At 71.9% G+C, this 23424-nt stretch carries 16 protein-coding genes; 7 read left to right on the forward strand and 9 right to left on the reverse strand.

Annotated elements, in window-relative coordinates:
* Positions 1-2: 2 nt before the first annotated feature.
* The 4 genes from QF037_RS28680 to QF037_RS28695 all read right to left on the reverse strand — a co-directional run bounded on the left by QF037_RS28680 (position 3) and on the right by QF037_RS28695 (position 11668).
* A complete protein-coding gene (locus tag QF037_RS28680) occupies positions 3-6677 on the reverse strand; it encodes a MupA/Atu3671 family FMN-dependent luciferase-like monooxygenase (RefSeq protein WP_307030036.1) in 6675 nt (2224 codons plus the stop codon).
* Positions 6674-7162, reverse strand: a complete 489-nt coding sequence (locus QF037_RS28685) for an acyl carrier protein (protein ID WP_307030038.1) — start codon at positions 7160-7162, stop codon at positions 6674-6676. Before QF037_RS28685 ends, QF037_RS28680 begins: the two co-directional genes overlap by 4 nt.
* Positions 7159-10284 carry a type I polyketide synthase gene (locus QF037_RS28690; protein ID WP_307030040.1) on the reverse strand — a complete coding sequence of 1042 codons (3126 nt, stop codon included), beginning with the start codon at positions 10282-10284 and terminating at the stop codon, positions 7159-7161. Before QF037_RS28690 ends, QF037_RS28685 begins: the two co-directional genes overlap by 4 nt.
* 64 nt (positions 10285-10348) lie before the next feature.
* Positions 10349-11668, reverse strand: coding sequence for an MFS transporter (locus QF037_RS28695; RefSeq protein ID WP_307030042.1), 1320 nt, complete (start codon positions 11666-11668; stop codon positions 10349-10351).
* A 232-nt stretch (positions 11669-11900) separates the two neighbouring features.
* Between QF037_RS28695 and QF037_RS28700 the strand changes: the two genes are divergently transcribed.
* The 5 genes from QF037_RS28700 to QF037_RS28720 all read left to right on the forward strand — a co-directional run bounded on the left by QF037_RS28700 (position 11901) and on the right by QF037_RS28720 (position 17024).
* Positions 11901-12821, forward strand: a complete 921-nt coding sequence (locus tag QF037_RS28700) for a LuxR C-terminal-related transcriptional regulator (RefSeq protein ID WP_307030044.1) — start codon at positions 11901-11903, stop codon at positions 12819-12821.
* 160 nt (positions 12822-12981) lie between these two features.
* Complete coding sequence (locus QF037_RS28705; RefSeq protein WP_307030046.1) at positions 12982-14772, forward strand: DEAD/DEAH box helicase; 1791 nt, start codon at positions 12982-12984, stop codon at positions 14770-14772.
* A gap of 352 nt (positions 14773-15124) precedes the next feature.
* Positions 15125-15766 (forward strand): IclR family transcriptional regulator, encoded by a 642-nt coding sequence (locus QF037_RS28710; protein WP_046259016.1) that lies wholly within the window; start codon positions 15125-15127, stop codon positions 15764-15766.
* An 87-nt stretch (positions 15767-15853) separates the two neighbouring features.
* Entirely contained in the window at positions 15854-16228 is a 375-nt protein-coding gene (locus tag QF037_RS28715) for a hypothetical protein (RefSeq protein WP_307030049.1), read from the forward strand.
* A gap of 4 nt (positions 16229-16232) precedes the next feature.
* Complete coding sequence (locus tag QF037_RS28720; protein ID WP_307030052.1) at positions 16233-17024, forward strand: YlbL family protein; 792 nt, start codon at positions 16233-16235, stop codon at positions 17022-17024.
* Positions 17025-17040: 16 nt separating this feature from the next.
* On the opposite strand, the gene QF037_RS28725 is transcribed toward QF037_RS28720, so the two are convergent.
* The 5 genes from QF037_RS28725 to QF037_RS28745 all read right to left on the reverse strand — a co-directional run bounded on the left by QF037_RS28725 (position 17041) and on the right by QF037_RS28745 (position 21176).
* The gene (locus tag QF037_RS28725) at positions 17041-17928 is read right to left on the reverse strand and encodes a glycine betaine ABC transporter substrate-binding protein (protein ID WP_307037412.1); all 888 of its coding nucleotides are present in this window, start codon (positions 17926-17928) and stop codon (positions 17041-17043) included.
* 74 nt (positions 17929-18002) lie between these two features.
* Positions 18003-18803 (reverse strand): ABC transporter permease, encoded by an 801-nt coding sequence (locus tag QF037_RS28730; protein ID WP_373463974.1) that lies wholly within the window; start codon positions 18801-18803, stop codon positions 18003-18005.
* A 2-nt stretch (positions 18804-18805) separates the two neighbouring features.
* Positions 18806-20038 (reverse strand): betaine/proline/choline family ABC transporter ATP-binding protein, encoded by a 1233-nt coding sequence (locus QF037_RS28735; RefSeq protein WP_307030054.1) that lies wholly within the window; start codon positions 20036-20038, stop codon positions 18806-18808.
* Positions 20031-20678 carry an ABC transporter permease gene (locus QF037_RS28740; protein ID WP_307030055.1) on the reverse strand — a complete coding sequence of 216 codons (648 nt, stop codon included), beginning with the start codon at positions 20676-20678 and terminating at the stop codon, positions 20031-20033. Before QF037_RS28740 ends, QF037_RS28735 begins: the two co-directional genes overlap by 8 nt.
* 18 nt (positions 20679-20696) lie before the next feature.
* The gene (locus QF037_RS28745) at positions 20697-21176 is read right to left on the reverse strand and encodes an Lrp/AsnC family transcriptional regulator (RefSeq protein WP_307030057.1); all 480 of its coding nucleotides are present in this window, start codon (positions 21174-21176) and stop codon (positions 20697-20699) included.
* A 126-nt stretch (positions 21177-21302) separates the two neighbouring features.
* Here QF037_RS28745 and hppD point away from each other — a divergent pair, with 126 nt between their 5' ends.
* Positions 21303-22448, forward strand: a complete 1146-nt coding sequence (hppD, locus tag QF037_RS28750) for a 4-hydroxyphenylpyruvate dioxygenase (protein ID WP_307030059.1) — start codon at positions 21303-21305, stop codon at positions 22446-22448.
* 117 nt (positions 22449-22565) lie between these two features.
* Positions 22566-23420, forward strand: coding sequence for a phage baseplate protein (locus tag QF037_RS28755; protein WP_307030061.1), 855 nt, complete (start codon positions 22566-22568; stop codon positions 23418-23420).
* Positions 23421-23424 lie beyond the last annotated feature (4 nt).

A 23424-nucleotide genomic window follows, 5' to 3' on the forward strand; every position in this document is an offset into this window, starting at 1 on the left:
GCTTATGCCTCTCCGGAGGTGGTGGGGGCGAGCAACTCGCCGACCGTACGGCCGGGTTCGGCGCACAGGTCGTCGAGGGCGGACAGGTAGGAGCCGAGGATCCGCTCCGCCGACTTCCTGTCCCACAGGTCCGCCGAGTATTCGACATACGCCCGGTAGCCCAGCGACGGATCGCGCCGCGGTGTCAGCCCGAACGTCAGCTCCGTGCGCGCCGCCGGCGGCGCCACGTCGTCCACATCCACCCCGAGTCCGGGGATCTCGATCTCCACGTCGTCGGTGTTCTGGAAGACCAGCAGACACGACACCACCTCGGGCACCTCGCGCACGCCCGCCTCCCGCAGCGCCTGCCACACCTCGGCCGTCGGCAGCACGTTCGCCATGGCGGCCAGCGTCTCCGAGCCGGTGCGGGCGACCAGTTCGGCGCAGGTCTCCTCGGGCTTGACCCGTATCCGGACCGGCATGTTCGTGGAGACCAGCGACACCAGCGTCTCGGTGTCGCTGCCGTCCCGGTTGGCGTACGGCACCCCCACCAGCAGGTCCCGCCGGCCGGAGAGCCGGGCCACGGTGACGCCGAGCGCGGCGGCCGCCACGGCGAACGGCGTCACCCGGTGGATCGCGGCGAACCTCTCTACCCTGCCCCGCAGTTCGGCCGGGGCGTGGGCGCGGACGGTGTCGCCGTCGCCGCTGAGGTGTCCGGAGCGGGGCCGGTCCGTGGGCACCTCCAGGCGGGTGGGTACGCCGGTGAGGTGGTCGACGAAGTGCGCGGCCCGCCGGGTCCGTTCGGTCCCGCCCCGGCGTGCGAGCTGACGGCGGGCGTGGTCGGCGGGCTGGGCCGAGGGCGCGGACAGGGTGGGGGCGGTGCCGGTCGCGGCGGCGGTGTAGAGGGCGGCCAGCTCGCCGAGGAGTACGCCGTGGGACCAGCCGTCGGTGCAGATGTGGTGCACCACGAACATCAGCACCCACTCGTCCGGCGCGACCCGCAGCAGCCGGAGCCGGGGCAGGGTCGGGCGGGTCAGGTCGAAGGGCTCGTCGGCCGCCGCCCGGCAGGCCTGGTCCGCGCGCTGCGCGGCCCGTTCGGCGGGGAGTCGGCTGTAGTCCACGATCCGCAGGGGCGGTGGGGCGACGTCCACGACCTCCTGCCACCAGGCGCCCTCGCCGTCCCGCACATACCGGGTGCGCAGGGAGTGATGGCGCCGCACCAGCCCGGTCAGGGCCGTGCGCAGGGCGTCCGTGTCGACGGGGCCGGTGAGACGGATGCGCGTCGGCACGTTGTAGACCTGCGGCCGGGGCAGGGCGGGCTGGGCGGCCAGCATCCGGGCCTGCTGTTCGGTGACGGGGGCACGGTCCACGACGTCCTCGGCGACTCCGGCGACTTCGGCGACTTCGGCGGTCCCGCTCCCCGTCAGCGACCGGATCAGCGCGCCGAGCGTCGGTTCCGCGAAGAAGTCCGCCAGCGAGAACTCGACGCCGAGGGCGTCCCGGACCCGGTTGTGCAACCGGATCGCGGCGATCGAACTGCCGCCCAGGTCGAAGAAGTCGGCGCTGTCGGAGACGTCGTCGGTACCGAGGACGGACGACCACAGGGTCCGCAGGGTCTCGGACTCGCGCGGGGCGGGCGCTTCCGGGTGGTTCGCTGCCGGGCCGGCGGCGGGTTTGGTGTCCGCCACCGTCACGGCCCGTCCGTCCGCCATGGCCTCCAGCACCCGGTCCAGGTCGGCCAGCAGCCCCCGTACGGTCGACGCGTCGTACAGATCGGCGTCGTAGCGGATCCGCAGCCGTAGTCCGTCGCGGGTGTCCAGGGCCGCCAACGCCAGTTCCAACGGGGCCGATTCGGTGCCGCCGGGGATCTGCTCCGTGGTGAGTCCGGGCAGTCGGAGCCGGGACAGGGGCGCGCCGTCCAGATCCGCCGACACCGTCACCAGCGGGCGCGGATGCCCCGGGGCGGGGTTGACGGCAGCCAACAGGGCGTCCACGTCCACGTGTTGGTGCGCGTCGGCGGCGAACAGGGCGTCCCGCGTGGCCCGTACGGCGTCCCGCAGTCCGGTCGTGTCGGTGAGCGACGCCTTCAGCGGGAGTACGGCGACATGGAAGCCGACGGTGTGCTCGGTGCCGGGGCGGCGCCTCCCGAAAGTCGATCCGACCACGAACTCGTCCTGCCCGGACCGCTCCCGCAGCACCAGCTGCCAGGCGGTGAGCAACGTCGAGAACAGCGTCACACCCTGCCGCCCGCTCCACTCCCGCAACCGCCCGGCCCGACCCGCACCCCAGAAGACCTCCTCGGCCGCCCCCCGCCCGGCGACCCGACGCCCACGCGGCCGGTCCGTGGGCAGGGCGGGGGCGGGAGGCAGGGGGTCGAGATACCCGCGCCACCACTCCAGGTCGGCGGGGTCATAGCCGGTCGGCGGTCCGTCCGGGGTGGTGGGGTGGTGGCCGGGCTGTGGTTCGTTCGGGTGGGGAGGGGTGTGAGCGGCCCGGGGGCCGGTCGGGATGGTTCCGGTGGGTGTGACGAACGCCGGTTCTCGGTGATCCGAGGCCGGTAGGTGTGGCTGCTCCGGGGTGCTGGGGTGGCGGCCGGGCTGTGGTTCGTGCAGGTGGGCAGGGGCGTGAGCGGTCTGTGGCCCGATCGGGGCGGTTCCGGTGAGTGTGGCGGACGCCGGTTCATCCAGGTGGGCAGGGGCCTGAGCGGCCCGCGGCTCGTCCAGGGTGGTTCCCGCCGGTGCCGCGAACACCGGGTCCCGGTCCTCCACCGACGCGCGGTACAGCTCCTCCAGGTCCGCGGCGAGCAGCCCCGCCGAGTGGGCGTCCGTGATGATGTGGTGCAGGCCGAGGACCAGCACATGGTCGTCCGCCGCGAGGCGCAGCAGCCGGGGTGTGAACAGGGGTCCCTCGGCGAGGTCGTACGGCCGTCCGCTCTCCTCCCGCAGAACGGCGGCCACCGCCTCCGGCCCGTCGACGTCGGTCACCGTCAACTCCGGCCGCAGGTCGGGTCGTACGACCTGCTCGACCGTGTCGCCCGCCGCGCGGAAGACCGTCCGCAGGCCCGCGTGCCACTCGACGAGCCCCGCCACGGCCGTGCGCAACGCCCGCTCGGAAAGGGGGCCGCGCAGCCGTACGGACTGGATCTCGTTGTACGCGGCCGGATCGGCGATCAGCCGGGCGGCGAGCCAGAGCCGACGCTGGGCGTCGGTCGCGGGACCACGCCGGACCGTCCCCGGCGGGCCACCAACGCCATCGGCAGAGCCCCGACGGCCGACGACCCGGCGGTGCGCACTCGCGGAGTCGCGCCCGACCACGTCCACTGCGCACCCGCCTGGCGGCACTGCCACCGCCGCGCCCGCCCCCGGCGGCACTGAGTCCGCCGCGTCCGCGCCTGGCGGCACAGTCTTGTCGGTGCTCCGGCTGGGCGGCAAAGCTTCCACCGTGCCCGCGTCCGGCAGGACGGCCTCTGCCGCGCTCACGTCCGGCGGCACAGTCTTGTCGGTGCTCCGGCTGGGCGGCAAAGCTTCCACCGTGCCCGCGTCCGGCAGGACGGCCTCTGCCGCGCTCACGTCCGGCGGCACAGTCTTGTCGGTGCTCCGACTCGGCGGCAAAGCCTCCAGCGTGCTCCGGCCCGGCAGGACTGCCTCTGCCGCCCTCACGTCTGGCGGCACTGTCACCGCCGTGCCCGCGCCCGGTGGCACAGCCTTCTGCGTGCTCCGGCCCGGCGGCACCGCTTCCTCCACCGTGCCCGCGTCCGGCAGGACGGCCTCTGCCGCCCTCACGTCTGGCGGCACTGTCACCGCCGTGCCCGCGCTCGGTGGCACAGCCTTCTGCGTGCTCCGGCCCGGCGGCACCGCTTCCTCCACCGTGCCCGCGTCCGGCAGGACGGCCTCTGCCGCCCTCACGTCTGGCGGCACTGTCACCGCCGTGCCCGCGCTCGGTGGCACAGCCTTCTGCGTGCTCCGGCCCGGCGGCCCCGCCTGCTCCACCCCCGCGCCCGGCCGCAAAGCCTCCTCCACCACCCCCGCGCCCAGCCGCAAAGCCTCCTCCACCACCCCCGCGCTCGGCGGCAAAGCCCCCTCCGCCCCCACGCCCCCCGGCGCCGCTCCCGACGTGCGCCGCCGCAACGCGTCCAAATTCTCCAAGCCCGCCCGCATCCGTTCCGCCGGTATGCCGAAGTCCACCAGGGCGGCGATTTCGTCGACGCCGGCCTCGTGCAGGGTTTTCACGAGGGGGGCGCAGCTCTCGGGTGTGCCGATGAGGGCGCGTTCGTCGCAGTAGCGGTCGTAGGCGCGGCGGAAGAGGTAGTCGAGGTCGTCCTCGCTCGCCGTCGCCACGTCCTCGGGCCCGGCGCCCAGCGCGCTCGCCGCCGACCGCATCTGGAGGGAGGAACGCAGATAGCGGCTCATCGGCTCCAGCGCCTCCGCGCGGGCCGTGGCGTGGTCCGTGCCGAGGTAGGTGTGGAGCAGGACGGTGACCCGGCCGGTGTCGGGGTCGAGGCCGTGCTGTTCGCGGGCCTTGCGGAAGTGGCGGATGTTGTCGGCGAGTTCGGCGACGGTCTGCCCCATCAGGTTGGTGACGATCCCGAGTCCGCGCCGCCCCGCCTCCTCGTACGAGGCACGCCGCCCGGAGGTGGCGAGGAACATCGGCGGCAGCTCCTGCACCGGACGTGGGTGGATCGTCACGTCGACCGGCTCGCCCTCGCCGGTGACGCGCCGTACCGCACCGCCGCGCCACAGCGTCGTCACGTCGTCGAGGTGGGCGAAGGCGATCTCCTTGCGGCGCTCGAAACGGTCCGGGTGGAGTGCGAAGTCCTGGGCGTGCCAGCCGGTGGCGCAGCCGAGGCCGACCCGGCCGCCGGAGAGGTTGTCGACGACCGACCACTCCTCCGCGACCCGCACCGGATCGTGCAGCGGCAGCACCACCGACCCGGCGTTGAGCCGGATCCGGCTGGTCTCGCGGGCCAGCGAGGCGGCCAGGACCGCCGGGTTGGGGAAGAGTCCGCCGAAGGAGTGGAAGTGCCGCTCGGGCAGCCACAGGGAGCTGAAGCCGCGTTCGTCGGCGAAGCGGGCGGTGTCGACGAGCCGGTCGTAGGCGGAGGTGCTGTCGGCGTCGGGGTAGTCGCCGAAGAAGTACACCCCGAAGTCGGGCCGTTTGGCGCGGTGTTCGGCCCGGACCCGGGCGGTGGTGCGCCGGGACGTCGGGAAGAAGCCCGCCTGCCGCAGCTCCCGCAGGGACCCCTTCACCGCGTCCGCGACCCGCTCGGTGTCGGTGTCGGTGTGGGCGGTGGAGAGATAGAAGCTGCGCCACTCCCAGACGTAGATGCCGCGCAACAGCAGGTGCTGGTAGAGCAGTTCCATGTCCGCGCGGTGGACGAAACGGAACATCGACCCGAAGTGGGAGAGTTCCAGGGGGAATTCCTCGTCGGTGAAGAACCGGTTGAGGTCGTCGGCGAGGGCGTCCGTGCGGGCGTTGAGCCGCTCCTGGAGGCCGGGCCCCTCGGCGGCGAGATGGGTGAGGACCGCCTTGGCCGCCGCCATGGACAGCGGGTGCTGAAGGTAGGTCCCGCCGAAGAAGGTGGTCTCGGCGGTGGGGCGGCTCTCGTCGCCGTACCGCCAGAATCCGCCGTCGACGCCGTCCATGATGTCGGCCCGGCCCGCGATCGCCCCGACGGGGAAGCCGCTGCCGAGTGCCTTGCCGTAGGTGGCGAGGTCGGGCACGACACCGAAGTGGTGCTGGGCGCCGCGCGGATGCGGGCGCAGGCCGGTGAGCATCTCGTCGAAGAGCAGCACGATGCCGCGCCGCCGGGTCAGTTCGCGCAGCTCGCGCAGGAAGGCGACCGGGCGCAGGGCGGGGTTGCGGCACTGCACGGGCTCGACGAGGACCGCGGCGATACGGTCGCCGAGCGCCTCGATGGTGGTGAGGGCCTCCTGGCTGCCGTACTCCAGGACGATCAGCTCCGCGACGGCGCTGTCGGGGATGCCACGGGAGACGGGGACGGCGCCGTCGCCCGGTCCGGGGCGGCCGAGCACGGTGTCGATGTGACCGTGGTAGGAGCCGCGGAACATGACGATCCGGTCGCGTCCGGTGGCGGCGCGGGCGAGCCGGATCGCGGCGGAGTTGGCCTCGGTGCCGGAGGCCGCGAACGCGACGCGTTCCATGCCGGTGAACTCGGCGAGCAACTGGGCGACCTCACCCGCCTCGACCGGACGCGGCCCGAACCGCAGGCCGCCGTCCAGGTGTGCGCGCACGGCCTCGGTCACACAACTCGGCTCATGGCCGAGGAGCAGGGAGCCGAAGCCCATCGTGATGTCGGTGTACGTGTTCCCGTCGATGTCCGTCAGGTGCGCGCCGCGTGCGTCGCGGGCCGCGAGCGGGTACAGCGTCTCCTTCGTCGAACGCCGGAACCCGACCACGGCCCGGCTGTCCGCGAGCACCGAGCGCCGGGACTGCGCCAGCTCCTTGGAGGCCCGGGTGCGTTCCGCGAGCCGTCGGGCGAGGCCCGCGGCGTGCGTGCGCTGGGTGTCGGTGGCACCGGCGCCGGCCATGCCGGAGTCGTGGGGGAGGGTGACGCGGGGGCCGTGGACGGAGGGTGCCGGGGGTGCGGGATCCGCCGCGCCCTGCCGTGCCCGTGCGAGCTGCTCGTCCAGTCGGCGGGACAGTGCCGCGGCCCGGTCCGCCGCCGTGCCCGGGCTCATCGGGCGGCCCGCTCGGCGGTGAGCAGGGCGACGGCGTCGGAGAGCTGGGTGATCAACGAGGCCTGCGTCTCGGCCAGCAGGTCGATCTGCCGCTGCAGCTCGGCGACCTCGCCGCGACTGGCGTACTCGGCTGGCCCGGGTGCCTCGGGTGCCTCGGGTGCCTCGGGTGCCTGGGGTGCCGCCCTCCGCGGCTCAGGTGTCTGCCGTACGTCGATGATCTCGGCCCGTGGCTCCGGTGCCGGCCGTGCCACGCGTTCCGCGATGAGCCGTGCCGTCAACTCCGGTGATCCCGCGTCCTCCAGCAGTTCCCGCACGGCCAGCCGTACCCCGAACTCGCCCTCCAACTGCCGCAGCATGCCGATCAGTTGCAGGGAGTCCGCGCCCAGCCCCACGTAGGTCTCCCCGGCGCGCAGCCCGTCCTGGTCGTATCCCAGGTGCTGTGCGGTCAGTTCGCGTACACGCTTGAGTACTGCCTGGTCGGTCACGTCGTTCTCCCCATCGGGTTCTCTCGCGGGTTCGTGCGCGGGTACGGCCGTGGTGGGGGCGGCGGTGGTGGGCCGACCCAGTACGACCGGTGCTCAAAGGGGTAGGTGGGCAGCGGGATACGCCGGCCTCCGCACCCTTCGAGCAGGGCGGCCCAGTCGAGGGGCGCCCCGGCGCAGTGCAGCCGGGCCGCGGCCCGCCACACCTCGTCCGGGGTGCCGCCCGTGGGCACGCAGAGGGTGTCCGGGACCACCCGCCGGGCCAGCCGGGTCAGGGTGGCGTCCGGACCGAGCTCCAGCAGGGCGTCCACGGGGGCCAGAGTGCGCAGTACGGCATGGAAGTCGGCGGTGCGCCGGGCCTGGCGGACGAGGTGGTCGGCGTCGGGCAGCCAGCCCGGGGGATGGGCGACACCGTCCAGACCGCTGACGAACTCGATCTCCACGGGCCGCAGTTCGGCCTTCTCGGCGGCCGCGCGCAGTTCGTCGAGGACCGGGTCGAGGAGAGCGCTGTGGAAGGCGCGGTCCACGGGAAGCGGTGCGCCGGTCAGGCCCTGCTCGGTCAGTCGGCGGTGCGCTTCGGCGATGGCGTCGGGTGGCCCGGCCAGCACCTGGTGTCCGGGCCCGTTGGACACGGCGAGCTCCACGCGCCCTACCTCGGCGGCGAGTTCCCGGACCCGGTCCCGATCGGCGAAGACGGCGAGCATCGCGCCGGGTGCCGTGTCCTGCATCAGCCGGCCCCGCCGGCACAGCAGCCGCATGCCGTCCGCCAGGGACAGCGCCCCGGCGGCACACAGCGCCGCGTACTCCCCGACACTGTGCCCGGCGACCGACCCGGGGCGCACTCCCCAACTCCGCCAGAGCCGCAGCTGGGCGACTTGCAGGGCGAAGATGGCGGGTTGCGCGAAGGCGGTGTCCCAGGGGGTGGGAGGTGCGGAGACCGGACCGGGGGTTCGGGCGGCCCGGTGAGGGTCTTCGGCGACCGGGCCGGGATGACCGGGACGCCGCGCTTCTTCCGCGCCCGGGTCGGTGGGAGCGTCTTGGACTGACCCGACGGGGCTCCTTGATCCGGCGGAGGCGCTGGGCTCGTCGGAGGTGTCCTGCCGGTCGGCGGTGCTCAGTGGGTCGGAGCTGACCGGTCCGCGGGTGATACGTGACCCGTCGGCGGCCCGGGCAGGGTCGTCCTCGCGCCCGCCCGACGGCCTCCCCGCGTCGGTGATCCGGGCGAGGAAGTCCTTCTCGCCCGTCTCCTCCTCGTAGACCCGCGCGCACTCCCGCAGCACCTCGGCGACGACCGGGAAGCGCGCGGCGAGCGCGGCGGCCATGCCGGGTCCTCCCGTGCCCTGGCCGCTGAAGAGGAAGGCGGGGGAGACGGGCCGGTCGGCGGTTCCGGTGAAGGTGCCCGGCCCGTCGACGCGGTAGGCGGGCGCGTCGGCGAGGAACGCGTCCAGCCCCTCGACGAAGGGCGCGGTGACGACCAGCCGGTGGGGCAGATGGCGCCGGCCGAGCGCGGTCGTCGTCAGCAGATCGGCGGGGGCGAGATCCGGACGCCGGACCAACTCGTCCCGGAAGGCCCGCGCATACGCGGCCAGTGCCTCCGGCGTCCGAGCCGACAGCGGCAGCAGCGCGGGCACGTCCCGCCCACCGCGAACCTCTTCCGCGCCCCGCCCGGCGCCGCCTCCTGGCGCGCTCCCGGCCACGCCTCCCGGCACACCCGTGGCCACGCCTCCCGGCATGCCCTGGGCCACGCCTCCCGCCCCGCCTCCGGACAAGACTCCCGGCGCCCTCCCCGGCGCGTCCCCGGACACACGCCCCAGCTCCCTCCCCGGCGCCTCCTCCACGATCACGTGTGCGTTCGTCCCGCCCATCCCGATGGAGTGCACCCCCGCCCGCCGGACCCCGGCGTTCGGCCACGGTGTCGCCCGGGTCGGTACGACGAACGGGCTGCTCTCCAGGGCGAGGAGGGGATTGGCGCGGGTGAAGTTCACCAGGGGCGGTATCACCCCGTGCCGCAGCACCAGGATCGCCTTGATCAGCCCCGCCAGACCCGCCGCGCTGTCCAGGTGGCCGATCGCGGGCTTGGTGGAGCCCAGCGCGCAGAAGGCCGTGCCGTCCGTATGCGCGCGGAACGCCTCGGTGAGCGCGGCGAACTCGATCGGGTCGCCCTTGAACGTGCCGGTGCCGTGCGCCTCCAGATAGCCGAGGGAGTCGGCCGGTACGCCCGCCCGGGACAGCGCGCCGAGTACCGCGTCCCGCTGGCCGGCGACGCCGGGCGCGGCGAACCCCCCTTTGTCGTCACCGTCGTTGGTGACGGCGGAGCCGAGGATGACGGCGTGCACGGTGTCGCCGTCGGCCAGCGCCCGGGCCAGCGGCTTCAGCAGGACCGCCGCGACCCCGTTGCCGCCGACCGTGCCGTCGGCGTCCGCGTCGAAGGCCCGTACCGTGCCGCTCCGGGAGATCGTGGAGCCCTTGACGTGCCGGTGCCCGGTGATCTGCGGGACGTGCAGGGCCGCCGAGCCCACCAGCATCAGCTCGGCATCGCCCGCCAGGAGCGCCTGGCAGGCCAGATGGACCGAGACGAGGGCGCTGGAACAGGCGGTGGCGACATTGACCGCCGGGCCGCGCAGCCCGAGCCGGAAGGCGGCCCGGTTGGCGGCGAAGTCGGGATAGTTGCCGACCTGGACCTGCTTCTGGGCGATCCAGTCGTCGCCCGGCACGTCCGCGAGGTTGTTGGCGAGATAGCTGTGCAGCGAGTACAGCCGGTAGCCGACGCTGCCGTACACCCCGATACGGGCGTCGGAGCCGGCGTAACCGCCGTCCTCCAGGGCGTGGTGGCAGCACTCCAGGAGCAGCCGCTGCTGCGGGTCGGTCACCTCCGCCTCGCGCCCGGTCATCCCGAAGAACGCGGCGTCGAAGCCGTCGACCCCGTCCAGCAGCGCACTGGCGCCGACGAGGTCCGGGTCGTCGAGGAGGTCCTCGGAGGCTCCCGCGGACCGTAACTCGGACCGGCTGAACCGTCGTACGTGTGAGACGCCCGCCTCGATGTCACGCCAGTACTGCTCGGCGGTCCCCGCTCCCGGGAACCTCAGCGCCATCCCGATGACCGCCACGCGTCGGTCGTCCGGCACCCCTTCTCCCCCTTCTGCTCCGGCTCGATGGTTCGACCTCAGCGGTTCGGCGTCCGGGTCCGCTTCACACCTCCGCGCGTGCCTCCGCCCCCGTGCCCTTGCCCTCCGCCTCGGTGTCGGCCGGCGCCGTCGAACGGCGGCGCAGCACCAGGGCCACGAAGAGCACGGCGATCACGATGGCCACACCGTGTGCGACCGCGACGACCGACAGCGGCGAGAACACGTCGAGCGCGGCGCCGACCGCGATCATCCCGGCGCCGAAGCCGAAGCTCTCCACGGTCGCCGACAGCCCGAAGGCCGGGGTGCGCAGGCGCTCCGGCAGGGCTTGCAGATGCTGGGTGTAGGACACCTCGGTCAGCCCGTCGGCGGCGCCCGCGACCAGCGCGATCAGCACGGTCGCGGTCCAGGGCAGCCCGGCGAAGGCGAGGATGAAGGCGCCGGACATCACGATGGTGCCGAGCCCGAAGCCCAGGGCCCCCAGGGCCTGTTCCGAGCGCCGCGGCAGTCGCTGGATCACCTGCTGGGCCACGATGTTGCCGAACGCCCACACACACCAGAACACGCTGACGAACGTGGCCGGGCTGTCGGTGTCCAGTTCCGTCGAGTACACGGGCAGCGCCGCGTTGTGGGAGGACGAGCCGAGCGCGTCGACGCCCCGCAGCAGCACCATCAGGCCGAGCACGGGCGCGCCGGCCAGGACCACGACCGCGGCGGGCAGCCGGCGGCGCTTCTTCCCGGCCCCGGCCGCACTCGCCGTCTCCGCCGCGTCCTCCGCCTCCTCCTCGGCGTCGCTCTTCTGCCGCCGGGTGACGGGCAGTTGGGCCACCGCGACCGCGCACACCAGGAAGGTGGCCATGTCCAGCAGGAAGGCCGCCGTGTAGCCGAGCAGGGAGACGACCACGCCGGCCGACGCGAACCCGGCCACCATCGCCAGCGAACGCCCGCTCACCATCAGCGAGTTGGCCCAGGTGCGGCGCTCCTCGGCCACCATCTCCGGGATGACCGAGCTGCGCAGCGCGACCAGGAAGACCGTGCCGGTGATCCCGCCCACCGCCGAGACCACGAACAGCACCGGGGTACGCAGCGTGTCGGGCGCCGCCACCAGGACCGCCAGCACCGCCGCCTGCACCACGTTCACCCAGAACATGACGGACCGCGCCGACCACCGGGCCAGGATCGGCGCGGCCAGCAGCCCCGCGACGATCCCCGCGGCGAGGCGTACGGCCATGAAGGCGCCGACGGCGAGCGCGCGGTCGGTGACGGCGTAGACGTACAGATTGAGCGCGACGACGTTGAGATAACTGCCGTACGACGACAGGGCGTAGCCCGCGACCAGGACGCGATACCGGCGTTCGCGCACCGAGGCCGTGACGGGTTCCGGCATTCTCGACTTCCTTCGCGGACGGCAACAGGGCGAGGTGCGGGCAGGGTGGCCCCAGGGGCGGAACCCGTCGAACAGAATCTGTCGAACACTAGTCAGGTGGTGCGGAGTTCGACCCGGGGGACGAGGGCGCACGAATGTAATCTGCACACTTGTGAAGCGTGATCATTTCGACCCACGCACGTGTGATTGCCATGAAACGCGGCCGACCCGCCCTTGCCCGCGAGCGCTGGAGGTGTACGGCACCGCGCTGCGCGAGGGACGGGTGCCGGGCGACGAGGTGCCGCGCTGTCTGACGGAGCTCGGACTCGTCGTCGCCGACGCGGACCTGCCCGGCTGGTGTCTGCCGGTGGCGCCGGACGCCGCGCGGTTCGCCGTGCTGTCCACGATGGAGGACCGGCTGGCCGAGCAGCGCCGGGCCCTGCGGTCGGCGTCCGCACGGCTCACCGCCTTCGAGTCGCTGTACGCGCGCGAGCAGCGCTCGGCCCTGCCCGCCCTGGTCCGGCTGACCGAGAAGGCGGTGATCAGCGCGGCCCTGGAGGCGGCGGTGGGGGACTGCCGGCACGAGCTGCTCACCGCCCAGCCGGGCGGCGGCCGCGCGGAGGCGACGCTGCGCGAGGCGCTCGGCCGGGATCTGCGGGCGCTGCGGCGCGGGGTCCGCCAGCGCACCCTGTACCAGCACACCGTGCACGCGCACCGGCCGACCATGGCGTACATCGAGCGGGTCACCGAGGCGGGGGCCGAGGTGCGCACCCTGGCCGAGGTCGTCGAACGGCTGATCGTCTGTGACCGCTCGGTCGCCTTCGTGGCGCTGTCGCGGGACAGCGCGGACGGCGCCCTGCAGATCCGGGACCCCGCCCTGGTCCGCTTCCTGGCCCGCGTCTTCGAGCAGACCTGGGAACGCTCCACCCCCGTGCACCCGGCGGACCCCGCCGAACGCCGCAACCCCGCCGTCGTCTCCGACCTCCAGCAGACGATCCTGCGCGCGGTCGTCGCCGGCGAGACCGACGACTCCATCGCCCGCCGCCTCGGCATGAGCCGCCGAAGCGTGGCGGAGCACATCAGGAAGGTGTCCTTACGACTGGGCAGCGGGAGCAGGGCCCAGCTCGGGTACCTGGTGGCCACGTCGGGTCTGCTGGAGGACGACGGCCGGTGACGGCGCGCGGGGTGCCTGTGTGACCTCGGTCCCACCCACGGGGGACCCGGGCCTGTCCGCACGTTGACCCCGCCGGGCCGCCGGTAGGGTGGCCCGGTTGTCATACGTAGCCGACCCGTCCGCACCGCCAGCCGAGCCGCTCGACCCTTTTACGGAGACCGTGACTACCACCGCCGCCTCCTCCCACCACCTCTCTCCCGCCTTCCCCGGCCGCGCCCCCTGGGGCACCGCCAGCAAGCTGCGCGCCTGGCAGCAGGGTGCGATGGAGAAGTACGTCCAGGAGCAGCCGCGCGACTTCCTCGCCGTCGCCACCCCCGGCGCCGGCAAGACCACCTTCGCGCTGACCCTCGCCTCCTGGCTGCTGCACCACCACGTCGTGCAGCAGGTGACCGTGGTCGCGCCGACCGAGCACCTGAAGAAGCAGTGGGCGGAAGCGGCCGCGCGGATAGGGATCAAGCTGGACCCGGAGTACAGCGCGGGCCCGCTCGGCAAGGACTACCACGGGGTCGCCGTGACGTACGCCGGTGTCGGCGTGCGCCCCATGCTGCACCGCAACCGCGTCGAGCAGCGCAAGACGCTCGTCATCCTCGACGAGATCCACCACGCCGGTGACTCCAAGTCCTGGGGCGAGGCCTGCCTGGAGGCCTTCGAGCCGGCCACCCGCCGGCTCGCGCTCACCGGCACGCCCTTCCGGTCCGACACCAACCCCATCCCCTTCGTGACCTACGAGGAGGACAACGCCGGCATCCGACGGTCCGCCGCCGACTACACCTACGGCTACGGCAACGCGCTCGCCGACCATGTCGTCCGGCCGGTCATCTTCCTGAGCTACAGCGGCAACATGCGCTGGCGCACCAAGGCGGGCGACGAGATCGCCGCCCGGCTCGGCGAGCCCATGACCAAGGACGCGATCAGCCAGGCCTGGCGTACTGCGCTGGATCCGCGCGGCGAGTGGATGCCGAGCGTGCTGCGCGCCGCCGACCAGCGGCTCACCGAGGTCCGCAAGGCCATCCCGGACGCCGGTGCCCTCGTCATCGCCTCCGACCAGGACTCCGCCCGCGCCTACGCCAAGCTGATCCGTGAGATCACGGGGAGCAAGGCGACCCTCGTGCTCTCCGACGAAGCCGCCGCGTCCAAGCGCATCGACGACTTCAGCGCGAGCAACGACCGCTGGATGGTCGCCGTCCGCATGGTGTCCGAAGGCGTCGACGTCCCGCGGCTGGCGGTGGGCGTCTACGCCACCACCATCTCCACACCTCTCTTCTTCGCCCAGGCCGTCGGCCGCTTCGTGCGTTCCCGGCGCCGCGGCGAGACCGCCTCCGTCTTCCTGCCGACCGTCCCCGACCTGCTCACCTTCGCCAACGAGATGGAGGTGGAACGGGACCACGCCCTCGACAAGCCGAAGAAGGAGGGCGAGGAGGACCCGTACGCCGAGTCCGAGAAGGAGATGGAGGAGGCGAACAAGGAGCAGGACGAGGACACCGGCGAGCAGGAGCAGTTCTCCTTCGAGGCGCTGGAGTCCGAGGCCGTCTTCGACCGGGTGCTGTACGACGGCGCCGAGTTCGGCATGCAGGCCCACCCCGGCAGCGAGGAGGAGCAGGACTACCTCGGTATCCCCGGTCTCCTCGAACCCGACCAGGTGCAGCTGCTGCTCCAGAAGCGGCAGGCCCGGCAGATCGCGCACAGCCGCAAGAAGCCGGACTCCGAGGCGGACCTCCTCGAACTGCCCGCCGAGCGCCGGCCCGTCGTCTCGCACAAGGAGATGATGGAGCTCCGCAAGCAGCTCAACACCATGGTCAGCGCGTACGTCCACCAGAGCGGCAAGCCGCACGGCGTCATCCACACCGAGCTGCGGCGGGTGTGCGGGGGACCGCCGAGCGCCGAGGCGACGGCCGGACAGCTGCGGCAGCGCATCGCCAAGGTGCAGGAGTGGGCGACCCGGATGAAGTGACCCCGGGCCCGGTGGGGTGACCCCGGGCACGTCGGGGGCACACATCGGGCACGGCGGGGCGTGCTTCGGCCACCGCGCGCTGTACGTATCAGGACAAACCGGAATCCTCCGTACCAGCCACTGCCCGGATTCTGGACGGAGCCTTCCGCTCAGCGAACCGGCATCGCTACAGTCCCGCTACGCACACGCCCCGTGGCAGCGCCGCCGCGGAGCGCAGCCGTGAAGCGACGCGGTCCGGAAACCGCTCCGGGCCGCCGGCCGATCGGCGGCCTCTGAAGCGCGTCACCGACGGGACTCGTTGACGCATTCCCGCGACAGGGCCGCCGACCTCACCACTGGAGGAGTGGGCGTCGTGACCGCGGAGACCTCTCAGACGCTCGACCGAGGACTACGTGTCCTCAAGCTGCTGGCCGATACGGACCACGGGCTGACCGTCACCGAGCTATCCAACAAACTGGGCGTCAACCGGACCGTGGTGTACCGGTTGCTCGCCACGCTGGAACAACATGCCCTCGTCCGCCGTGACCTGGGCGGACGTGCCCGGGTCGGGCTCGGGGTGCTGCGCCTTGGCCGTCAGGTGCACCCACTCGTGCGCGAGGCGGCACTGCCGGCCCTGCGCTCCCTGGCCGAGGACATAGGAGCCACCGCCCATCTCACCCTGGTCGACGGGGCGGAGGCGCTCGCCGTCGCCGTGGTCGAGCCGACGTGGACGGACTACCACGTGGCGTACCGGGCCGGATTCCGTCACCCACTGGACCGCGGGGCCGCGGGCCGAGCGATCCTCTCCGCCCGCACCCAGCCGCTCCGGGACCCCGGGTACACCCTGACGCACGGGGAGCTGGAGGCGGGCGCGAGCGGCGCCGCCGCACCACTGCTCGGCGTCACGGGCGTCGAGGGCAGCGTCGGAGTCGTGATGCTGGCCGACGCGGTGCCGGAACGCGTGGGGCCACGGGTCGTGGACGCGGCGAAGGAGGTCGCGGAGGCATTGCGCTGACCGTTCGCCGGTTCCGCCGGCCATGAGGGCGGCGCGGACGATGGGGGTGGGCCGGCTCACGCCGCTCGGCGTGGGCGCCACCTCGGCATGGGTTTCAGCGTCGCGGTCGGCATGGGCGCCACCCCCGGCACGGGTGTTCTCGTCGCGGTCGGCATGGGCGTCGAGTCGCTGACGGAGGCGCTGCGGAGCTTCGCCCGCCGCGGGGAGGATCGCATTCCGGCTGCCGGCTGGTCGGCGTCGACCGAGTCGTCCAGGACCAGCAGCAGGCGGCGTCCCTCGGTCAGCCGGTGCACGGTGTCGCGCAGGGCGGCCACGGGGCGCGGGCTGCCGGCCGACGGCGAGGGCACGCAGCACCGCGTGCAGGACCCGCCCGTCGGGGAACAGCTCCGTCACGCGGTGTGCCGCGCTCACGGCGAGCGCGGTCCCGGGACCCGGCCGGAAGTGGTCGTCGCGTTAGATTGATCCCGTGCTCTCTCGCCTCACACGCCCCCAGGCCGTAGCCGTCTGTGCCCTGCCCGTCGTGGCACTGCTCGCCACGGCGGTCTTCGCACCGCTGCCGTTCTCGCTGGCACAGCCCGGTATGACGGCGAACGTCCTCGGCGAGAACAAGGGCACCCCGGTGATCACGATCTCGGGCGCGCCGACCCGGGACACCAGCGGACAGCTCCGGATGACGACCATCGAGGCGACGAATCCGGACACCCGGGTCTCGCTCGGCGATGTGCTCGACGCGTGGTTCGACACGGACCGGGCGGTCATGCCGCGCGACTCGGTCTATCCGAGCGGGCAGTCCACCAAGGAGATCGAGCGGCACAACACCGCGCAGATGAAGGAGTCCCAGGACGCGGCGACGCGGGCGGCGCTGAACTACCTGGACCTGAAGGACGACGACATCAAGGTCTCGCTGAAGCTGGCGGACGTCGGCGGCCCCAGCGCGGGCCTGCTGTTCTCCCTGGGCATCGTCGACAAGCTGGACGGCGACGGCAGCGGCGGCGACCTCACCGGCGGCCGCACCATCGCCGGGACCGGCACGATCGACGCGGACGGCACGGTGGGCGCGGTCGGGGGCGTGCCCCTGAAGACGCAGGCCGCGAAGCGGGACGGGGCGACGGTGTTCCTGGTCCCCGAGGACGAGTGCTCGGACGCGGAGGCGGAGCTGCCGAAGGGGCTGCGGCTCGTTCCGGTGACCACGCTGAAGGGCGCGGTCAGCGCGCTGGTGGCGCTGGAGACGGGGAAGGGCTCCGTCCCGAGCTGCTAGGGCCTGCCCGGCTGCCCTACTTCTCCTTCACGAACCCCTCCTTCTCCATCCAGTCCAGCGCGACCTGGTGCGGATCCTGCCCGTCCACGTCCACCTTGGCGTTCAGCTCCCGCGCGACCGTGTTGTCCAGCTTCCTCGTGACCGGGTCGAGGACCTCCGCGATCGCCGGCCACTTCTTCAGCGTCTCCGAGTTGATCGCGGGCGCCGCGTTGTAGTTGGGGAAGAACTTCCTGTCGTCGGCCATCACCACGAGGTTCATGGACTTGATGCGGCCGTCGGTGGTGAAGACCTCGCCGTAGGTGCAACTGCCCTTCTTCACCTGGGTGTAGATGATCCCGGTGTCCATCTGGGTGATGTTCTTCGCCGGGACGCTCATCCCGTACGCCTTCTCCATACCCCGCAGCCCGTCCGCGCGGTTGGCGAACTCGCCCTCCACACACAGGGTCACGGCCCCGGGGTCCGACTTCGACAGCGCCGCCACGTCCGACAGCGTCTTCGTGCCGTACTTCTTGAAGTTGGCCCGGTTCATCGCGAGCGCGTACGTGTTGTTGAGGGACGCCGGCGCCAGCCACGTCAACCCGTTGCTCAGGTCGGCCTTCCGTACCGCCTCCCACTGCTCCCGCGGGTCGTCGATGGGCTCGCTGTTGCCCTGGTACGTGATCCAGGCGGTGCCCGTGTACTCGTACATCCCGTCCGCGTCACCGGACTTGACCGCCTCCCGGGCCCCGATCGAACCCTGGATGCCCGTCCGGTCCAGGACATCCGCCCCGGCCGCCTGGAACGCGATCCCCATGATCGCGCCGAGGATCAGCTGCTCGGTGAACTCCTTGGACGTGACGGTGAGGTCGGCGCCCTCGAGGGGCAGACCCCTGCCGATGGAACCGGGCTCGACGTCGTCGACCATCGGTGAGCCGCTGGTGAGGCCGCAGGCGGAGGCCAGGACCAGTACACCCGCCGTCGCAAGAACACCCGCGCGCTTCACGACCCCACCTCCAACCCCCGTGGTCTCAGGAGCAGTTCGGCAAGGGTCGCCAGCCAGTCCACCAGCAGGGCGAGGGAGACCGTGAGGATCGAGCCCAGCATCAGCACCGGCATGCGCTGGGTGGTGATGCCGGTCGTGATCAGGACGCCCAGACCTCCGCCGCCGCCGAAGGTCGCCAGTGTCGCCGTCCCGACGTTCAGCACCAGCGCCGTCCGGACGCCCGCCAGGATCAGCGGGACAGCCAACGGCATTTCGACGCGGGCGAGCACCCCCAGCGGGGACATGCCGATGCCCCGCGCCGCCTCCAGCAGCGTCGGATCGTTGGCCTTCAGGCCCGCGACGGTGTTCGCGAGCACGGGCAGCGCGGCATAGATGATCATGCCGATCAGTGCCGCCTTCATCCCCGTGCCCAGCCAGATCACCAGCAGGGCCAGCAGACCGATCGCCGGTGTCGCCTGCCCCATGTTGGCGAACGCCATCGCCACCGGGGTCGCCGGGCGGAACATCCTGCGGGTCAGCAGAATGCCCAGCGGGATCGCGATGACCAGCACGAAGAACGTCGAGACCACCGTCAGCTGCACCTGCTGCCAAAGGGCCTTGGAGACCTGCCCGTTCGACAGGGCGTTCTCAGAGATCGGGTCCAGGTCCGCCTGCTGGAACCACAGCCAGGTCGCCAGCAGCACCGCCACCAGCACGGCGGGCAGAAAGGTCAGCTTCTGCCAGGTGACCCGCCGCCGGGCGGTGACCGGCGGCGGCGCCTCCCGCTCCGCGGGCGCGTCCTCCTCCAGCTCGGGGATGCTCACGCCTTCTTCTCCCCTCCGTCGCCCTCCTGCTCGGCGTGCGTCTGGCGGGCGCGTGCCTCCTCCAGCTGGTGCTGGTGTTCCACGGCGTCCAGACGGTCGGCCTCCAGCAGCTCGTGCACGGAGTTCATGAGCGTCTCCATGTCCACGACGCCGGTGTACTCACCGCGCCGCCCGGTGACCGCGACCCGTCCCGCGTTGTCGGTGAGCACGGCTTCGAGGGCGTCCCGCACGGTCGCGTCCCGGGTCACCGTGTCGTGCACCAGCGTCCCGGCCCGGGCCAGCGAGCCCTTCGCCCGCATCAGGTCCCCGCGCCTGAGCCACTTGTAGGGGCGCCCCCGCTTGTCGAGCAGCAGGATCTCGTTCGTACCGCTGTCCCGGAGCCGGTTGAAGATGTCCTGGAGCGGGTCGTCGACGGTGACCGTCGGATAGTCGGTGATCTCCACGTCCCGTACGCGGGTGAGGTTGAGCCGCTTGAGAGCCGCCCCGGCCCCGACGAACCCGGACACGAAGTCGTCCGCCGGGTTGGTGAGGATCGCCTCCGGGGTGTCGAACTGCGCGATGTGCGAGCGTTCGCGCAGTACGGCGATCCGGTCGCCGAGTTTGATCGCCTCGTCGAAGTCGTGCGTGACGAAGACGATCGTCTTGTGCAGCTCGTGCTGGAGTCTGATCAGCTCGTCCTGGAGATGGTCACGGGTGATCGGGTCGACCGCGCCGAACGGCTCGTCCATCAGCAGGACGGGCGGGTCCGCCGCCAACGCCCGTGCGACGCCCACGCGTTGCTGCTGACCGCCGGAGAGCTGACGGGGATAGCGGCCGTGGAACTCGCCGGGGTCGAGCCCCACCAGGTCCAGGAGCTGCTCGATACGGTCCTTGATCCGGGTCTTGCCCCAGCCGACCATCTTCGGCACCAGCGCGATGTTCTGCGCGACCGTCATGTGCGGGAACAGACCGGCCGACTGGATCGCGTAGCCCACCTTGCGGCGCAGCTTCACCGGATCGATGTCGGTGACGTCCTCGCCGCCGATGCGGATCCGGCCGCCGGTCGGCTCGATCAGCCGGTTGATCATCTTGAGAGTGGTCGACTTACCGCAGCCGGAGGGGCCGACGAAGATGACGATCTCGCCCGCCTTGATCTCCATGGTGACGTTGTCGACGGCAGGCTGCGGACTGCCGGGATACCTCTTGGTCAGGTTCTCCAGTTCGATGGAGGCGCCGGAGGCTTCAGGCACGGATCCCCCTGGGAATGGTCAGCCGTCCGATCAGGACGTACGCGGCGTCGAACAGCAGGGCCAGGACGATGATCCCGAGCGTGCCCGCGAGCACCTGGTTGAGGGCGTTCTTGCTGCCCAGGGAGGCGATGCCGCGGAAGATCTCGTTGCCGAGGCCGGGCCCGGAGGCGTAGGCGGCGATGGCGGCGATGCCCATCAGCATCTGCGTGGAGACCCGGATGCCGGTCAGGATCGGCGGCCAGGCCAGCGGCAGCTCGACCCGCACGAGCCGCGTCAGCCGGGACATCCCGATGCCCTTCGCCGCGTCCACCAGCGACGGGTCGACGCCGCGCAGGCCGACGATCGCGTTGCGCACGATCGGCAGCAGGCCGTACAGGGTCAGCGCGATCACCGTGGGCGGCACACCCAGGCCGACCATCGGGATGAGCAGACCGATCATGGCCAGCGACGGGATGGTCAGGAGGGTCGAGGTGGCCGTCGTGGCGAGGTTGCCGGCCCAGTCGCTGCGATAGGTGACCACACCGATCAGGACCCCGATCACCGTCGCCACGACCATGCACTGGAAGACGGCGCTCGCGTGCTGGTAGGCATCCGTGAGCAGCTGCTGATGGCGGTTGCCCAGGTACTCCCAGAACGTCACGCGGTCACCCCATGGCAGCTAGGTCCTCTCCCGGTCCTCGGCCGCCTGCTCCACCAGCGGGATGATCCGCAGCGGAACGGGGTTCTCCATGACGATCGCCGTGGCGGCCCGGACAATGCCATCAAAACCGACAACCAGGTCGATCACCCGCTGGAGATCGGCGTTCGACCTGGCCACGAGACGGCACAGCATGTCCCCGCTCCCGGTCGTGGTGTGCAGCTCCAGGACCTCCGGCACGCCCGCCAAGTGCGCCCGTACGTCCGCCCCTTGCCCCTGCCGGATCTCCAGCGTGGCGAACGCGGTCACCGGATAGCCGAGCGCGGCCGGATCCACCTGCGGCCCGAATCCCCGGATGACGCCATTCGACTGAAGCCGGTCCAGACGCGCCTGCACGGTCCCGCGCGCCACCCCCAGCCGCCGGGACATCTCCAGCACCCCGATCCGCGGCTCCCGCGCCAGCAGCACGATGATCCGCCCGTCCAGCCCGTCGATCCCCACGAGCGCCGCCCTTCCCGGTGGTCATCCTGTACAGAGAGCCCGCCGAGACAGACCCGGCACTGGTCATATTGCACACCAGAAACGCAAACTATTGCGCACCTTGCCACCACGGAGAAGGCTGCCGCTATGACGCAGACCACTCACCACACTCCCGACACCGCCCGGCAGGCCGATCCCTTCCCGGTCAAGGGAATGGACGCGGTCGTCTTCGCCGTGGGCAACGCCAAGCAGGCGGCGCACTACTACTCCACCGCCTTCGGCATGAAGCTGGTCGCCTACTCCGGACCGGAGAACGGCAGCCGCGAGACCGCGAGCTACGTCCTGGAGAACGGCTCCGCCCGCTTCGTGCTCACCTCGGTGATCAAGCCCGCCACCACCTGGGGCCACTTCCTCGCCCAGCACGTGGCCGAGCACGGCGACGGCGTGATCGACCTCGCCATCGAGGTCCCGGACGCCCGCGCCGCGTACGCCTACGCGCTGGAGCACGGCGCCCGCTCGGTCGCCGAGCCGTACGAGCTGAAGGACGAGCACGGCACCGTCGTACTCGCCGCGATCGCCACGTACGGCGAGACCCGCCACACCCTCGTCGAACGCTCCGGCTACGACGGCCCCTACCTCCCCGGCTACACCGCGGCGGCCCCGCTCGTCCAGCCGCCCGCCCACCGCACCTTCCAGGCCATCGACCACTGCGTCGGCAACGTCGAGCTCGGCCGGATGAACGAGTGGGTCGGCTTCTACAACAAGGTCATGGGCTTCACGAACATGAAGGAGTTCGTGGGCGACGACATCGCCACCGAGTACAGCGCGCTGATGTCGAAGGTCGTCGCGGACGGCACGCTCAAGGTCAAGTTCCCGATCAACGAGCCCGCCATCGCCAGGAAGAAGTCCCAGATCGACGAGTACCTGGAGTTCTACGGCGGCGCGGGCGTCCAGCACATCGCGCTCAACACCAACGACATCGTCGAGACCGTGCGGACCATGCGGGCGGCCGGAGTCCAGTTCCTCGACACCCCGGACTCCTACTACGACACCCTCGGCGAGTGGGTCGGCGACACCCGCGTGCCCGTCGACACCCTGCGCGAACTGAAGATCCTCGCCGACCGCGACGAGGACGGCTACCTGCTCCAGATCTTCACCAAGCCGGTCCAGGACAAGCCGACCGTGTTCTTCGAACTCATCGAGCGGCACGGCTCGATGGGCTTCGGCAAGGGCAACTTCAAGGCCCTCTTCGAGGCGATCGAGCGGGAGCAGGAGCGGCGCGGAAACCTGTGAATGCCAGGTAAATCCACAAGCGCTTTCGCAGAACCTTGAAACCAGTGAACGGGAGTTGACACTCTCTGGTCCTGTGGACGTCATCGGGGCGTCCGCAGGACCCTGGGGACACCGACCGTGACCGACCGCATCGACCTCGACGTACCGGCGACCCGCTGGCTGAAGGAGAAGGCCCTCAAGGAGGGCACGGTCCTGCAGTCCTTCGCCTTCGACGAGGTGCACCAGCACCTGTACGTCCTCCAGGTGCGCCGCGGTGGCATCGGCGCGGGCAACCTGTGCCTCAACAAGCTCGACCACGACGGCAAGCTGCTCGGCAGCATGAACCTCCAGGGCTTCGGGCACGGCGTCAGCATGGGTGTGCACAACGCCGCCGACGGCAAGGTCTGGATCTGGACCGAGGCCGACGCCAAGGGCGGCTACGGCCAGGGCGTCACCCGCTTCCAGTTCAAGAACGGCGCCACCCGCACCGGCGAGGACGTCAAGATACGCAAGCCGATACCGGGGTCCACCAACAACCAGCCCTCGGTCTGCATGGCCTCGAAGCGCATCGCCGTCCGCTACCGCGTCAAGGGCAAGCCGCGCTACCGGATCTGGGACCTCGACGCCTTCGTCGCCCGCGAGTACGACCACCCCGTCGCCGACATCGCCCAGCCCGCCGCGCACCCCGACAAGACGATCCCCTTCCAGGGCTACGCCCTGCACCACGGCCACATCTACCAGCTCGCCGGGACGGCCTACGACGCCGAGACCAACCCGCCCGCCGAGCACGGCAACGCCTACCTCTCCAGCGTCGACATCACCACCGGCGAGCTGGTCCAGCGGCTGCGCACCGAGGCCGGCCGCTCCCTCACCTACCGCGAGCCCGAGGGCGTCGCCGTCCGCCGCAAGGGCGGCACGCGGCTGTATCTGGGCCTCGCCTCCGGGGCGGCCGGGGAACGCAGGTTCTCCCTCTACTACAAGCCGAAGCAGTAAGGCG

The organism is Streptomyces canus (assembly GCF_030815415.1).
Classification (GTDB): domain Bacteria; phylum Actinomycetota; class Actinomycetes; order Streptomycetales; family Streptomycetaceae; genus Streptomyces; species Streptomyces canus_F.